This window comes from Rhodococcoides fascians A44A, from assembly GCF_000760735.1.
In the GTDB taxonomy this organism is placed as follows: Bacteria; Actinomycetota; Actinomycetes; order Mycobacteriales; family Mycobacteriaceae; genus Rhodococcoides; species Rhodococcoides fascians_E.
In genome coordinates, this window is record NZ_JMEX01000005.1 from 1,252,284 (window position 1) to 1,266,738 (window position 14,455).

Annotated in this window: 15 protein-coding genes; 4 read left to right on the forward strand and 11 right to left on the reverse strand. The window is 65.0% G+C overall.

What is annotated here, in order from left to right; genetic code table 11:
* Nucleotides 1–3: 3 nt before the first annotated feature.
* From mftD to mftA, 4 genes are read right to left on the reverse strand one after another with little or no spacing between them, the layout of a single operon-like run.
* Nucleotides 4–1,182, reverse strand: a complete 1,179-nt coding sequence (gene mftD / locus BH95_RS09400; protein ID WP_020111190.1) for a pre-mycofactocin synthase MftD — start codon at nt 1,180–1,182, stop codon at nt 4–6.
* A gap of 13 nt (nt 1,183–1,195) precedes the next feature.
* Entirely contained in the window at nt 1,196–2,428 is a 1,233-nt protein-coding gene (mftC, locus tag BH95_RS09405) for a mycofactocin radical SAM maturase (protein ID WP_026347504.1), read from the reverse strand.
* A 56-nt stretch (nt 2,429–2,484) separates the two neighbouring features.
* A complete protein-coding gene (gene mftB, locus BH95_RS09410) occupies nt 2,485–2,775 on the reverse strand; it encodes a mycofactocin biosynthesis chaperone MftB (RefSeq protein WP_037181672.1) in 291 nt (96 codons plus the stop codon).
* A 1-nt stretch (nt 2,776) separates the two neighbouring features.
* A complete protein-coding gene (mftA, locus tag BH95_RS28225) occupies nt 2,777–2,890 on the reverse strand; it encodes a mycofactocin precursor MftA (RefSeq protein WP_019663502.1) in 114 nt (37 codons plus the stop codon).
* A 115-nt stretch (nt 2,891–3,005) separates the two neighbouring features.
* On the opposite strand from mftA, the gene mftR reads away from it, so the two are divergent.
* Nucleotides 3,006–3,635: a mycofactocin system transcriptional regulator gene (gene mftR / locus BH95_RS09415; RefSeq protein WP_019663501.1), complete on the forward strand. Its 630-nt coding sequence runs from the start codon at nt 3,006–3,008 to the stop codon at nt 3,633–3,635.
* 12 nt (nt 3,636–3,647) lie between these two features.
* Nucleotides 3,648–4,481 carry a mycofactocin oligosaccharide methyltransferase MftM gene (gene mftM, locus BH95_RS09420; RefSeq protein WP_020111192.1) on the forward strand — a complete coding sequence of 278 codons (834 nt, stop codon included), beginning with the start codon at nt 3,648–3,650 and terminating at the stop codon, nt 4,479–4,481.
* Here mftM and BH95_RS09425 read toward each other — a convergent pair.
* The 4 genes from BH95_RS09425 to BH95_RS09440 form a co-directional block, all read right to left on the reverse strand.
* Nucleotides 4,474–5,124, reverse strand: coding sequence for a MadR family response regulator transcription factor (locus BH95_RS09425; protein WP_026347503.1), 651 nt, complete (start codon nt 5,122–5,124; stop codon nt 4,474–4,476). The two genes, mftM and BH95_RS09425, sit on opposite strands and share 8 nt — an antisense overlap.
* 6 nt (nt 5,125–5,130) lie before the next feature.
* Entirely contained in the window at nt 5,131–6,468 is a 1,338-nt protein-coding gene (locus tag BH95_RS09430; protein ID WP_019663498.1) for a MadS family sensor histidine kinase, read from the reverse strand.
* Nucleotides 6,465–7,682 carry an iron-containing alcohol dehydrogenase gene (locus BH95_RS09435; RefSeq protein WP_019663497.1) on the reverse strand — a complete coding sequence of 406 codons (1,218 nt, stop codon included), beginning with the start codon at nt 7,680–7,682 and terminating at the stop codon, nt 6,465–6,467. Before BH95_RS09435 ends, BH95_RS09430 begins: the two co-directional genes overlap by 4 nt.
* A gap of 178 nt (nt 7,683–7,860) precedes the next feature.
* The gene (locus BH95_RS09440) at nt 7,861–9,111 is read right to left on the reverse strand and encodes an MFS transporter (RefSeq protein WP_037181674.1); all 1,251 of its coding nucleotides are present in this window, start codon (nt 9,109–9,111) and stop codon (nt 7,861–7,863) included.
* 99 nt (nt 9,112–9,210) lie between these two features.
* Between BH95_RS09440 and BH95_RS09445 the strand changes: the two genes are divergently transcribed.
* The gene (locus tag BH95_RS09445; RefSeq protein ID WP_019663495.1) at nt 9,211–9,810 is read left to right on the forward strand and encodes a TetR-like C-terminal domain-containing protein; all 600 of its coding nucleotides are present in this window, start codon (nt 9,211–9,213) and stop codon (nt 9,808–9,810) included.
* On the opposite strand, the gene BH95_RS09450 is transcribed toward BH95_RS09445, so the two are convergent.
* Nucleotides 9,742–10,512 (reverse strand): glutamate racemase, encoded by a 771-nt coding sequence (locus tag BH95_RS09450; protein WP_020111194.1) that lies wholly within the window; start codon nt 10,510–10,512, stop codon nt 9,742–9,744. The genes BH95_RS09445 and BH95_RS09450 overlap by 69 nt on opposite strands.
* A gap of 5 nt (nt 10,513–10,517) precedes the next feature.
* On the reverse strand, nt 10,518–11,690 hold the full coding sequence (locus BH95_RS09455) for a cystathionine gamma-synthase (protein ID WP_033189877.1): 1,173 nt from the start codon (nt 11,688–11,690) through the stop codon (nt 10,518–10,520).
* Between the two features lie 142 nt (nt 11,691–11,832).
* On the opposite strand from BH95_RS09455, the gene BH95_RS09460 reads away from it, so the two are divergent.
* The gene (locus tag BH95_RS09460; protein ID WP_037181675.1) at nt 11,833–13,005 is read left to right on the forward strand and encodes an acyl-CoA dehydrogenase family protein; all 1,173 of its coding nucleotides are present in this window, start codon (nt 11,833–11,835) and stop codon (nt 13,003–13,005) included.
* A gap of 56 nt (nt 13,006–13,061) precedes the next feature.
* Here the strand turns inward: BH95_RS09460 and BH95_RS09465 are convergent, their stop codons facing one another.
* Entirely contained in the window at nt 13,062–14,447 is a 1,386-nt protein-coding gene (locus BH95_RS09465) for a cystathionine beta-synthase (protein WP_027498704.1), read from the reverse strand.
* Between the last annotated feature and the right edge of the window lie 8 nt (nt 14,448–14,455).

Consider the following 14,455-nt stretch of genomic DNA (forward strand, 5'->3'; position numbering starts at 1 on the left):
CGGTCAGACGCCGAGCTTCCGGTCGAATCCGAGCGGCATCACGACATCCGACGGCGACAGGTCGTGCACCGACGAATGACCGAGACCGAGAACTGCCGAATCGACACCACCGCGCAGGATGTCGAGAACATTCTCCACACCGGCCTGACCGTTGGCGGCCAGACCCCACAGGTAACCTCGGCCGATCAACACGGCCTTGGCGCCGAGGGCGAGGGCCTTGACGACGTCGCTCCCCCTCCTGATTCCACCGTCGAGGGTGATCTCGATCTGGTCGCCGACGGCATCGGCGATTGCGGGCAACGCTCGGATCGGTGCCGGGGTTCCATCGAGGTTGTTTCCGCCGTGGTTCGACACGGAGATCGCGCTGACCCCCGCGTCCACGGCCTTCTTGGCGTCGTCGACGCGCATGACCCCCTTGAGCATGAACGGACCACCCCACTGCTCGCGCAGCCAGGCGACGTCCTCCCACGTCGGAAGTGGGGTACCCATCCATTCGCCGTAGGCACCGAAGAACGTCGGCGCCGCACCACCGTCGGGCGGGGTGAGATTCGGGGTGGTCAGATCGGGAATCTTCCCGGTCTTCGCGAACTCCCACAGCCACTTCGGGCGGGTGATGCCCTCCGGCGCGAACTGCCACATCGCCTTCAGATCCATCTTCTCCGGAATCGACGGGCTACCCCAGTCGCGACCGTTGGAGAACGACCAGTCGAGCGTCATGATCAGACCCACCGCGCCCGCTGCACGTGCACGTTCCATGCGCTGCAGCAGCACTTCTCGCGAACCGACCCAGTACATCTGGAAGAACGTCTGCGGGTTCGCCGCCGTGACTTCCTCCACGGACTTGCTCGCGAACGAGGACAGGCCGATCGGAATTCCGCGTGCCGCCGCCGCCCTGGCCACGGCGACCTCGCCGTCGGGGTGCACCGCCTGCACACCCGTCGGCGAGATCATGACCGGGAAGGAGAGTGGCTGCCCCATGACTGTCGTCGCCAGGTCACGCTTGTCCGACAGACCTGCCACGTGGGGCGCGAAACCGAGCTCGCCGAACGCCGCGGTGTTGTCGTCGACGGTGATACCCCGTTCCGAGCCCGCCACCAGGGCGGCGTACACGGACTTGGGTAGACGCTTCTTGGCACGCCGCTGCGCCTCGGCAACGGTTTCGAACCACGCACTCTTGGCCATGACTGATTTCTTCCTATTCCATTCCTGCGAGGGGATTCTCGTCGCAGATCTTTGCCGGGGGCCGCATCATCAACGTGAGCGGAACCGATTTGCGGGGTGTCTTACGTTCACCGGACCGAGAATGATCGACGCTGGACTTGGGGATCTCCCCCGCCGCAGCCAACGCGAGTTCGCCGTTACCGATGACGCATTCGGGATCCGGACCGTCCATGGGGAGGCCGGTGAAGAATTTCGCAGCCATGCAACCGCCGCGGCACGAGTCGAAGAACGAGCACTTGGTGCACGCCCCCGACGTTTGCGGCGACCGCAGTTCCTGGAACAACTCCGATGTCTGCCAGACGGATTGGAACCCGCCCATACCGTCTTTCGCATCACGGACGATGTTGCCGGCGAGGAACTGCTCGTGGATGGCGAAGGGGCAGGCGTAGACGTCTCCGATCGGGTCGATCAAGCAGACGACACGGCCGGCGCCGCACAGATTCAAACCGGGCAGTGCGTCACCGAACGCGGACAGGTGAAAGAAGGAGTCTCCGGTGAGCACACCTTCGCCGTTGGCGACGAGCCAGTTGTACAGCTCGCGCTGCTGTCCCGCCGTCGGATGCAGATCGTCCCAGACGTCAGCTCCGCGTCCCGAGGGCCGAAGTCGCGTGATACGCAGTGTCGCACCGTACTTGTCGGCAAGCGCTTTGAAGTCGTCGAGCTGACTCACGTTGTGGCGAGTGACGACGACGGAGATCTTGGCGTCCTCGAACCCGGCTTCACGCAGGTTCTCCAGTGCACGGCAGGCCATGTCGAACGAACCGGGTCCGCGTACCGCATCGTTGACCTCGGCGGTGGCACCGTCGATCGAGATCTGTACGTCGACGTAGTCGGAGGCAGCCAGACGAGCAGCCACGTCCTTGTCTATCTTCACTCCGTTGGTCGAGAACTTCACACCGACCTGATGGGCCGTCGCATAGTCGACGAGCTCCCAGAAGTCGGATCGAACCGTCGGCTCACCACCACCGATGTTGACGTAGAACACCTGCATTTTCTGCAGCTCGTCGATGATCGATTTGCACTGTTCGGTGCTCAGTTCACGGGGATCTCGTCGACCCGAGGACGACAGGCAATGCACGCAGGAGAGGTTGCAGGCATAGGTCAGTTCCCAGGTCAGGCAGATCGGCGCGTCGAGGCCGAGTTCGAATTGGTCGACCAGCTTGCCCACCGCGGGTGGTGGTGCCGGTCTTTCGAGCATGGAGGTCATTTCGCTGTCCTCTTGGAGTTGAGGGGTGTCCGGCGCCCGAAGGGCTGGTTCGGGCGTCAGAGCTTGGTGATCATCTTCGAATCGGCCAGAGTGGCAAGCGCTCTGACGTACGGCGCGCAGGCCGACTGGTCGATTCCGGCTGCGGAGATCGCGGACCTCATGTCCGGATGCTGCGGGAACGATTCGATGATCGCTACGATCGTGCGATTCTTCAGAAAGGAGAGCTTCCGTGTCCCGAAGTGGTAGAGCAGCGCCCCGAAGGATTCGGGGCGCAGCGCCACCTGCGGGTGAAGAGCCCACCGAGCGTCGAGGTCCACGGCTGGGAGTGCCTTCACGGGTGCCGACATGTCAGTAGACGCCGCACATGCCGTCGATGGACACTTCTTCCACCAGCGATTCTTCGATCAGGTCGGATTCGACCACGGCTGCGTTCGTCACATCGGTCTTCGGGTTCTGAGACATCGGTGTACCTCCATCGGCGAGACTTATCGGATGGGTCACAGTCATCGGTGACAGTGACTTGGTTCACCACCATAATGGCATCGAGTGCACAAAGACACCTATCGGAGAGAAAAAAGTGGTCAGTCGCAAGAAACCGTCCAGCCGGGTAGGTCGTCGCCCGTCCACGACACGGGGGCAGATCAGCGATATCGCGATCGAACTGTTCGCCAAGAACGGTTTCGACACCACGAGCGTCGACGACATCGCCGACGCCGCGGGGATCGCCCGTCGTACGTTCTTCCGATATTTCGCATCCAAGAACGCGGTGCCGTGGGGTGATTTCGACGAGCAGTTGACGGCGTTACGCAGCCTGCTCGATTCGCTTCCCGACGACATTTCGCTCGCCGACGGCATTCGGTCGGCACTCCTGAAGTTCAATACTTTTCCCGACGACGAGACGCCCGTTCATCGCCAGCGAATGGAACTCATCCTCCGCAATCCAGCACTGCAGGGCTATTCGATGCTGATGTACGAGGGGTGGCGTGAGGTGATCGCCCAATACGTGGCGGCCCGAACCGATTCCGAGCCCACCGACCATTTTCCGCGAACCGTTGGCTGGATGGTCCTCGGTGTGGCAATCTCGGCGTACGAGCAGTGGTTGACGGACGACGAGTTGGACCTCGCTTCGTTGCTCTCCGATGGCGCTCGCACCCTGTACGGAGGTCTCGACGCCGATGCCGGCGCACCGAGCCCGCGCACCCCCTAGGAAAGATCCGACATGACCGAACTCGACGCTCTGGCCCCAGCCCACCAGAGGCGATGGACTCACGACAGCGTGACCGTCGAATACTCCGAGTCCCTCCCGCCTGGCGCAGTCGAGGTGCGGTGCTCCGCGCCACTGCGCGTCGAGCACGCGTTGACGTCCACGCACATCGGCGAGAGTCTGGTCCACCGCATCACGGATCTGACTCTGTCGCAGCGCGAGTTCGAACTCGTCATGGTGGGGCTGGTACTGACCACGGTGGCCGATCCACTGCAGGCGTGGACGACCTACTATCGAAACTCGCTCGACGACCTCCTCTCGGGTGCAGCCGAATTCGCGCCTGTTCATGCACGTGCCGAGACCCTTGTCACGGGGTCAGTTCTGGATCTCGGATCCTGCTTCGGCTTCTTCCCGCTCCGGCTCGCCCTCGACGGCGTCGACGTCACCGCCACGGACCTGTCCGCCGGGACGATGACTCTGCTGCGCACCGTCGCCCCGCACCTGGGCGCCACGCTCGACGTTCTCACCTGCGACGCGTCGGGGATTCCGGTAGCGCCGAACAGCGCGGACACCGTCACTGCGCTTCATCTGCTCGAGCACGTGGACGAGGAACTGGGCGGACGAATCGTCGCCGAGGCCATCCGAATCGCCCGCCGACGCGTCGTGATCGCGGTCCCGTTCGAGGCCGAGGCAACAGCCTGCCACGGACACGTCAGGACGTTCGACGCTGCCGCACTGACGGCGTTGGGGCTGAGCACAACCCTGCCCTACGAGGTGGACGAATTCCACGGCGGCTGGCTGGTTCTCGACACCACGCCCGCCGATGCACGGGTGGTGTCGATCAGATGAGACCTTGCTTGCTTGCCGCATAGACGGCTTCCGCCCGCCGGCTCACCCCGAGTTTGCGCATGATGTTGCTGACGTGGAACTTGACCGTCGTCGCGGAGATGAACAAACGGGTGCCGATGCTGTTGTTGGACAACCCTGTTGCCAGTAGGCGTAGCACTTCCAGTTCACGGTCGGTGAGACGCTCCACGGCAGATCCCTGACCGTTGAGCGATCGGATGACCGCTGACGCACTGCGCGAGTCGAAAGCACTCTCACCACGAGACACGGCCCGAATCGCTCGAACCAACTCGGTGGTGTCGACGTCCTTGACGACGTATCCCCGCGCCCCCGCGTGCACGGCCTCCACAACGAGTCGGTCGTCGAGGAACGTCGTCAACACCAACAAACCGATGGTCGGGTGCGCACCGGACAGCTGCGCACACAGAGCCAAGCCCTCGTAATCGGTACTCGCCGACAGCTTGAGGTCCATGAGCACGATGTCCGGTTTCACGCGTTCGACGACGGCGAGGCCTTCCGCTCGCGACGACGCTTCACCGACGACGGACAGGTCCGCTTCACGTTCGAGGACGGATCTGAGTCCGTCACGGAGGATGGCGTGATCGTCGACCAGCACGATTCTGACCACTGTCGTCGATACTGTCATGATTGCTCACTCTCCTCGAGAAGGAATGCGTACCGAGATGCGCACACCTCCGATTCGGGCCCGGCGGATTTCGAGAACACCGCCGTGCTCACGTGCTCGTGCTGCCATGTTCGCGAGTCCGCGGTGCCGGCCGTCGACATCGTTGTTCTCCGCCAGCCGCTGCATCAGGCGTAGATGCGCGGGGTCACCGGTGCCGTCGTCGGCGATCGAAAGCGAGACGCCACCCTCGCGGTAGGCGAGCCGGATGACGGCTCGGTGCGCGCCCGCGTGAACGGCAGTGTTGAACAACGCTTCTCCAGCGATCCGCAGCAGATCGTGTTCGCAGTCGCTGCCCAATTCCACCGGCGTTCCCTCCACGCGAAGCGAAACCTGTAGCTCGTCGGGCATATGCACCACCGACAGTTGTTCGAGCATCTCGGGCAGAGATGTGCGATCCGCGTCCTGCGCGTGATTGAGCGCGTAGATGGCCGACCGCAGCTGCTCGACGGCACGTCGGGTGAGATCCTTGGCCAGATCCAGTCTTTCGGCCCGCTCGCCGGCGGGGATGTCGCCGAGGCACACCTCGATCTGCATGCCCGCGGACAGCACTGCTTGGGTCACGCTGTCGTGCAACTCGCGTGCGATTCGGTGGCGTTCCTCGTCGAGTACCTGGTGACGATGCGCAGCGCCCAACTGCCGCTGGGTGGCTTCGAGTTCGGCGTTGCGGACAGCGAGATCCGCGGCGGTGCGGTGTGCTTCGGAGTAGGCACTCTCCGCACGTTCGAGCAGGACTCGCCTGCTCTGGTACAGAGCGGAATTCTGCAGCGCCACAGCGGTTTGACTGGCCAGAATGCTGAGGACGGCGGAGTCGGTCGCGTCGAGCACTCGATGCGTCGAGGTCCACGCAGCGAACGCTCCGACCACACCGCCGTCCAGCGCGATCGGAACGAAGGCGTGGTGGGATTCGATCTGTGGCTCCCGTCCGTCGCCGATCCTCGCCAGCCGGATCGACTCCAGGCACTCCACGACGTCGTCCGGTAAGGGAGGACCGACGACGTTGTCGACCAGGAACGGCGTGGCGTCCGGCCCGAGGACCAGACGTCGGGGTCCGGCGTCCGGCAGTGCGCCGTCGGCGAGGGCGAAAACCACCCACTGTGCACTCAGATGCGCCCGCGCGGCTTCGGCGACCGCGCAGATCAGCGTCTCCGGCCCGTCGACCGTACGCACCAAGGCCCTGGAGATCAGTTCGAGTGCGTGTACGACGCGTTCGAGCCGCTCGGCGGCGCCCCGATACTGCGGATAGAACGTGCTCTTCCCCGACCGCAGCCCTGTCAGCAGCGACAGGTCCGGCTGCTGGGCGGTCACAGTGCGGTCCTGAACAACGCCGCCATCTCCTCGTGGGACGCGTGGCGGGGATTGGTGGACATGCATGCGTCGCGCAGCGCGTTGGTGGCGAGGACCTCGATGTCGGCGTCGCTGACGCCGATCTCGGCGAGCCCCTTCGGAACTCCGACCTGGCGTGCCAGCTCTTCGACCCGTGCGGCGACGGCAAGCGCTGCTTCCTCGGCCGGTCCACGACCCTCCGGCAGCCCGAGGCTGGTCGCGATTGCCACGTAGGGCAGCGGGTCGGCTGCGGCGTTGAATCGAATGACGTGAGGCAGCAACACACCGTTGATGACCCCGTGGGGCAGGTCGAGCAATCCCCCGACCTGATGACTCATCGCGTGCGTGGCACCGAGAATTGCGTTGGTGAAGGCCAGGCCCGCCTCGAGGCTTGCCTGCGCCATGGAGGTTCGCGCCGTCATGTCGGTCGGTACGTCCATCGTCTGCGCAAGGTGCGAGGTCACCATCGTCACGGCACGAAGCGCGTGGTGATCGGTGAGCTGGTTGTGGCCGAGCGAGACGAACGCTTCGATCCCGTGAGTGAGCGCGTCGAGACCCGTTGCAGCGTTGAGCCATTCCGGCATCGTGGTGAGCAACCGAGGATCGATGACGGTGATGTCCGGGACGAGTGCGCGCCCGAGGATGGTGATCTTGGTCGAGCGGGTGGTGTCGGTGACGATGCAGAACTGCGACACGTCGGCCCCGGTCCCGGACGTCGTCGGCACCATCACGAGCGGCGGAATCGGCCGCGTCGCGCGGTCGACTCCCTCGTAGTCCAGTATCGAGCCGCCGTTGCCGGCCAGGACCGCGATGCCCTTGGCAGCGTCCATCACCGACCCCCCGCCGATGGCGACGATGACGTCGCAGCCCGATTCCTGATAGATCTCGTGGCCCGCCTCGATCTCGACATCCTTGGGGTTGGGGGTCAGCCCGCTCCACGACGTCGGGGACAGGCCCTGTGCTTCGAGGTGATGACCGAGCTGTGCGACCCAGCCTGTGTCGATGAGGCCCGCGTCGGTCACGACCAGCGGGCGCTGCGCCCCGAGGCGCAGCGCTGCGTGCGCAACTTCGCCGAGTGAATCCTGGCCGAACACTATCTCCGGCGCATGGAATTTGAGCACGCGTGGCGCCTCGACCGAACTGCGGTGCGAGTGCAGATCGTGCAGCGCCTGTCCGGTCTCGGCAGTCTCGATCATCGGGGCCCCTGTACGTTCCGGTAGCGGAGTATCCCCCTACCGTGTGATCAAGGTTACAGCTCCACGCCAGGCATCCCCACCAGCCGACGTCCAGGTGGGTGCCTGCCCGATCGGGTAGGTACGGTGCCGCGAACGCGGCCGCCGTCGCCACCGCGGCACCTGCTGATCGTGCTCGGTGTCACCCGACCGAGCTCGCGCTCCCACTGCGGGACGCGAGAACGAACCCGGTCGACGAGAGGACCGCGAGAACGATCACGAAAGCGCCGTAGACCAGCGTCGTCGGCTCGAGACCGAACGTGTGCACCGCGATCCCGCCGACGACGGCCGGAACACTGAAGGCCAGGTAGCTGAGGACGAAGGTCGTAGCGAAGACACTTCCGCGCTCGTCCGCTGGAACGAGGCCGCCGAGTGTGCGCATGGCGCCGAGGAACGTCGCTCCCCATCCGGCACCGGCGACGACGGACCCGACGAAGTACAGCGGGACCGTCTCTGTCGCAACGGAGACCAGCGAGGCGGCGACACCCAGCGCCAGCACGAGCGTTCCCACGATCATCACCGTGCGCGGCGGCAGAGTCCGCACCACGGCAGCGGACACCGCGCCGGAGAAGAACAGCGCGAATATCTCGACCCCGCCGATGATGTGGTTGTCGATGCCGAAGACGGTGCCGATGATCGACGGTCCCAGAGACAGGTGGAACCCGCCGAGTGACCACGTCGCTATCAGCGCGGGCACGATCATGAGGAACGGAACGCGCGCTCCGGTGGGGAACGCCGCTCTCGGCAGCAGCAGCCGAGCGAGGTGGCGTTTCGATTCGATGGTGCGAAGCGACGATGTCTCGGGAACGAAGACCACCGCCGCCGCGAGCAGAACCACCGCCGCGATCAACAGCGCGTAGACCAGGACGGTCGGAGCGGGCGCCAACTGTACGAGCAGCCCCGACCCCAGCGCACCGGTGGCAAGCCCCACCGACGGTGCGACGCTGTTGACCAGGGGCCCCGCCGTACTGTTCGGCTGCAGATCGATGACGGCCGCGCTCAGCGCACCGGTGGCGGTACCCGCGGCAAGGCCTTGCACCACTCTCGCGGCGATCAGACCGCCGACCCCGTCTGCGGCGATGAACAGCACGAGACTGATCGCCAGCAGTACCAGCGCGCCGATCAGGATCGGTTTCCGGCCGATGTGATCCGACAGACTTCCGACCGTGAGCAGAGCCAGGAGCAGCGCGAGGGCGTACACCGCGAACACGACGGTCAGCATCGTCGAGGAAAATCCCCACGACGCTTGGTACACGGGGTAGAGCGGTGACGGGGCGGCGGACGACGCCATGACGACCAGATAGGTGACGCCGACGGTCCAGAAGGCCAGCGACGCGGTCATCCTCCGCGAGGATGCGACGGGAATCGTCGAATCGAGATCGGTGTTGACCATTCGTAGCCTCCGGGCGGGTCGCTAAAGCCAAGATCATTGCTTTTACTCACGATAGACCGAGGCGCCGCTTAAAGCCAATCGGTTTGCAATAATGGTGGAATGTCCGAAGTCGAGCCGTCCAGCGTCCGCCGCCCCGGGGGCAGGAGCGCCCGGATACGCACCCTCGTCCACCGGGCCGTGACCGATTTGATCGACGACAACGCCGAGCCGTTGACTGTGCCGCTCGTCGCCCAACGTGCCGGCGTCGCCGCGACCACCGTCTACCGTCGGTGGGGTGATATCGACACTCTCCGAACCGAAGTGGCACTGGAGGTTCTCTCTGCGGATGCCGACGTACCGGACACCGGCGACCTCCGTCGTGATCTACACGTGTGGTGTGAGTTCCTCGTCACGGACATCACGCGGCCGGAGAAAACAGCGTTGCTTCGCTCCCTGATCGGGGCCATGCGCGACGCCGACAGGAGCCGTTGTCTCGACAAACGCGAAGACCAGATCGACACGATCCTGCGGCGTGCCACGGAGCGCGGAGACGACGCGCCGTCGCACCGCACCGTCATGGACCACGTCGTGGCCCCGCTCTACTTCAGAGTCGTGTTCGGACTCGGCGGAACAGACGCAGCCTTCGCGCGGTCACTGGTGAACGATGTGCTCGCCCGCCAGCAATCGGCCCTCTCGATGGGCGAGAGCACTGGCCGGTAGCGACCCTGCTCGTCCACTCATCGACACCGTGACCGTTCCGCCGCCGCCGGTCGACTTCCCGAGCTCGTCGATCCTCCGAAGTGCCTGCCGCGCAACAGCTTCCGCACTGTCGAACAACCGAGTTCCAGGGGGCAGAGCCGCGGCGATCTCGGCCGCCACCAACGGGTAGTGCGTACACCCCAGCACGACCACATCCACGTCGGCGGGCGTGCGGTCGGCGGCCTCGCGAATCGCTGCGGACACAGCGGAGGAATCTCCGCGGTCGATCGACTCCGCCAGCGAATGGCACGCAACGGCGGTGACCGTGCGGCCGGCCGCGAACTCCTCGATCAGTCGCGCTTGATACGCACTGGCCGTCGTCGCTGCCGTCGCCCACACCGCGAAGCGATCACTCTGTGCCGCAGCAGGTTTGATCGCCGGAACGGTGCCGATCACCGGAACGGATCCCACGTGCGCACGCAGGTCCGCCAACGCCGTCACGCTCGCGGTGTTGCACGGCAGTACCAGAGCCTCCGCGCCAGCCTCGATCCCACGATCCGCGGCCGCCAGCACACGCTCGATCACCACATCGTCCGGCTTCGGACCCCACGGCGCATTGTCGGGATCCATCAACAGGATCAGATCGAGCTCGGGACGCAGCTGCTTCAGCCACGCCGACGTCGGCAACAGGCCGAGCCCCGAGTCGATCAATCCGACGAGCATCCGATTCAGCCCAGTGCCTGCTCGACGTCGCCGACGAGATCGGCTGCGTCCTCGATGCCGACCGACAGACGAACCAAGTCGTCGGGGACCTCCAGCAACGACCCGGCTGTCGACGCGTGCGTCATGGCGCCCGGATGCTCGATCAGCGACTCGACACCTCCGAGCGATTCGGCGAGAGTGAAGATCTCGGTCCGTGCGCAGAAGTCGAGGGCGGCTTGCTTGCCACCGTTCAAGCGCACCGAGATCATGCCGCCGAAACGCCGCATCTGCTTCGCCGCAACCTCGTGCGACGGATGCGACGCCAAACCCGGGTAGATGACCTGGGAGATAGCGGAGTGGCCGCTCAGCAGCTCGACCAGCTTCTCCGCGTTGTCGCTGTGCCGTTCCATGCGCAGCGCCAAGGTCTTGATACCCCGAAGAGTCAGGAATGCATCGAACGGGCCGGGCACACCGCCTGCACCGTTCTGCAGGAACGCGAACGCCGCGTCGAGCTCCTCGTCGTCGGTGACGAGAGCACCACCCACGACGTCGGAGTGCCCGCCGATGTACTTGGTGGTCGAATGCAGTACGACATCGGCACCGAGCTGTAGCGGCTGTTGCAGGTACGGCGACGCGAACGTGTTGTCGACGACCAGCTTGGCGTTCTTCTCGTGGGCGACACCGGCAAGCGCCTCGATGTCACCGACGTTCAGAAGCGGGTTCGTCGGAGTCTCGACCCACACGAGCTTGGTGTTGGGGCGGATCGCGTCACGCACTGCGTCGACGTCGGACACCGCGGCCACCGAGTACTCGATCCCCCACTGAGTGAACACCTTGTCGATCAGCCTGAACGTGCCGCCGTAGGCATCGTTGGGAATGACGAGGTGATCACCGGGACGCAACGTCGCGCGGAGCAGCGCATCCGTCGCCGCCATGCCCGACGAGAACGCACGGCCGTACGTGCCCGACTCGATCGCGGCAAGATTCGCTTCGAGCGGCCGACGCGTCGGATTACCGGTGCGGGCGTACTCGAAGCCACTGCGCATACCGCCGACGCCGTCCTGAGCAAACGTCGAACTCGCGTAGATCGGGACATTGACCGCGCCGGTCAGCGAGTCCGGCTCGTAACCGGCATGAACCGCTTTGGTCGAAAACCCCTGCCACGAACTGCTGTCTGCCTTGCTGCGCTGCTCACTCATGACTTTCAGCCTAATAGGGTCATTACTGCAGGCTCCACTCCCGCCTGGTTGGGTCATTACTGCAGGCTCCACTCCCGCCTGATAGGCGAGAGTTCTCGGTAGCCTTCGGGAGACACTGCAAAGCGAAACGAGGCGTTTGACCGTGGCTGATTCACAGACCGTCGACGAGCTGTTCTCCATCGACTCCCTTCTGGATTCCGAGGAGAAGGACATCCGCGACACCGTTCGAAAGTTCGGCCGCGAACGTATCCGGCCCCACCTCGCGGACTGGTTCGAGGACGGCACCGTCCCCGCGAGGGAGCTGGCTAAGGAACTGGGCGCACTCGGACTGTTGGGGATGCATCTCGAGGGTTACGGGTGCGCGGGCACGTCTGCCACTGCCTACGGCCTCGCCTGCCTGGAGCTCGAGGCCATGGATTCCGGCATTCGTAGCCTTGTCTCCGTCCAGGGTTCGCTGGCGATGTTCGCGATCTGGAAGTACGGCTCCGAGGAGCAGAAGCAGCAGTGGCTGCCCGGTATGGCCGAGGGATCGCTCATCGGTTGCTTCGGGCTGACCGAGGCCGACTACGGATCCAACCCGGGCGGAATGCGGACGCGGGCCAGGAAGGACGGCAGCGACTGGGTCCTCAATGGCTCCAAGATGTGGATCACGAACGGCCCGGTCGCCGATGTCGCCGTCGTCTGGGCTCAGACCGACGAGAAAATACGAGGGTTCGTCGTCCCGACGGACACGCCGGGGTTCACGGCGAACACCGTCAAGAAGAAGCTCTCGCTTCGTGCGTCGATCACCGGCGAACTGGTGCTGGAGGACGTCCGGCTGCCCAGTGATGCCGTGCTCCCCGACGCTCATGGACTACGTGGCCCGCTCAGCTGTCTCAACGAAGCCCGCTTCGGCATCATCTTCGGCGCGATGGGTGCGGCACGTGACTGCATCGAGTCGGCCATCGAGTACTCGAAGACACGGGACGTGTTCGACAAGCCACTCGGCGGTTACCAGCTGACGCAGGCCAAGCTCGCGAACATGGCACTCGAACTCGGCAAAGGTCAACTGCTCGCGCTGCACCTCGGCCGACTGAAGGACAAGGGCGAGCTGCGCGGCGAACAGGTGTCCGTCGGCAAGCTCAACAACGTGCGCGAAGCGATCGCGATCGCCCGCGAGTGCCGGACGATTCTCGGTGCCAACGGCATCACCCTGGAGTACCCGGTGCTTCGTCACGCCAACAACCTGGAGTCCGTCCTCACGTACGAGGGAACGTCCGAGGTACACCAGTTGGTGGTGGGGCAGGCACTCACCGGCACCAGCGCGGTTCGCTGATTCCGCTTTGAGTGGTTGTGTACGGCCCGCCATACACAACCACTCACGTAGGGGGGTCAGGCGCCCTTGGACAGGAACCCGAGCAGGTCGTGTCGGGTGATGACGCCGACGGGCTTGCCCTCCTCCACGACCATCAGGGCGTCGGTCTCCCCGAGAGCCTTGGTGGCGTCGGAGACGTTCTCGCCTGCACCGATGAGGGGGAACGGCTCGCTCATGTGCTTGGCGACCGGGTCCGCCAGTGACGCACGGCCCTCGAAGACCGCGCTCAGCAGTTCGCGCTCGGTGACACTGCCCGCGACCTCGCCCGCCATCACAGGAGGCTCCGCGCCGACGACCGGCATCTGCGAGACGCCGTACTCGCGCAGGATCTCGATGGCGTCACGCACGGTTTCCGACGGGTGCGTGTGCACCAGGTCGGGAAGGGCGCCGGACTTGCCGCGGAGCACGTCGCCCACCGACGGCTCGTCGGTCTTGCCGTCCAGGCGCGAGCGAAGGAAGCCGTAGGACGACATCCAGTCGTCGTTGAAGATCTTCGCGAGGTAGCCACGACCGCCGTCGGGCAGCAACACGACGACGAGAGCGTCGGGGCCTTCACGCTCGGCGACACGCAGGGCACCGACGGCAGCCATACCGCACGATCCGCCGACCAGGAGCCCTTCTTCGCGTGCGAGGCGTCGCGTCATGTCGAAGGAATCGGCGTCGGACACGGCGATGATCTCGTCGGGAATGGACGGGTCGTAGGCCGACGGCCAGAAGTCCTCACCGACGCCCTCGACGAGGTACGGACGGCCGGTGCCACCCGAGTAGACCGAGCCTTCGGGGTCGACGCCGATGACCTTGACCTTGCCGCCGGAGATCTCCTTGAGGTACTTGCCTGTTCCGGAGATGGTTCCACCCGTTCCGACGCCCGCGACGAAGTGGGTGATCTTGCCGTCGGTGTCGGCCCAGATCTCGGGTCCGGTGGTTTCGTAGTGGCTCTGCGGGCCTGCCGGGTTGGCGTACTGATTGGGCTTCCACGCACCGTCGATCTCGCGCACCAGGCGATCGGACACGCTGTAGTAGCTGTTGGGGTCCTCGGGAGCGACAGCCGTCGGGCAGACGACCACCTCGGCTCCATAGGCGCGCAGCACGTTGCGCTTGTCCTCGCCCACCTTGTCCGGGCACACGAAGACGCACTTGTAGCCACGCTGCTGCGCGACGAGGGCCAACCCGACCCCGGTGTTGCCCGAAGTCGGTTCCACGATGGTCCCGCCCGGCTTCAACTCGCCCGACGCCTCGGCAGCGTCGATCATCTTGATGGCGATGCGGTCCTTGCTGGACCCGCCCGGGTTGAGGTATTCGACCTTGGCCACAACCGACCCCGCGTTGTCGCCGACAACAGAGGAGAGCTTGACCAACGGGGTGTTGCCGATGAGTTCGGTGACGTGCTGAGCGATGCGCATGACTTCAT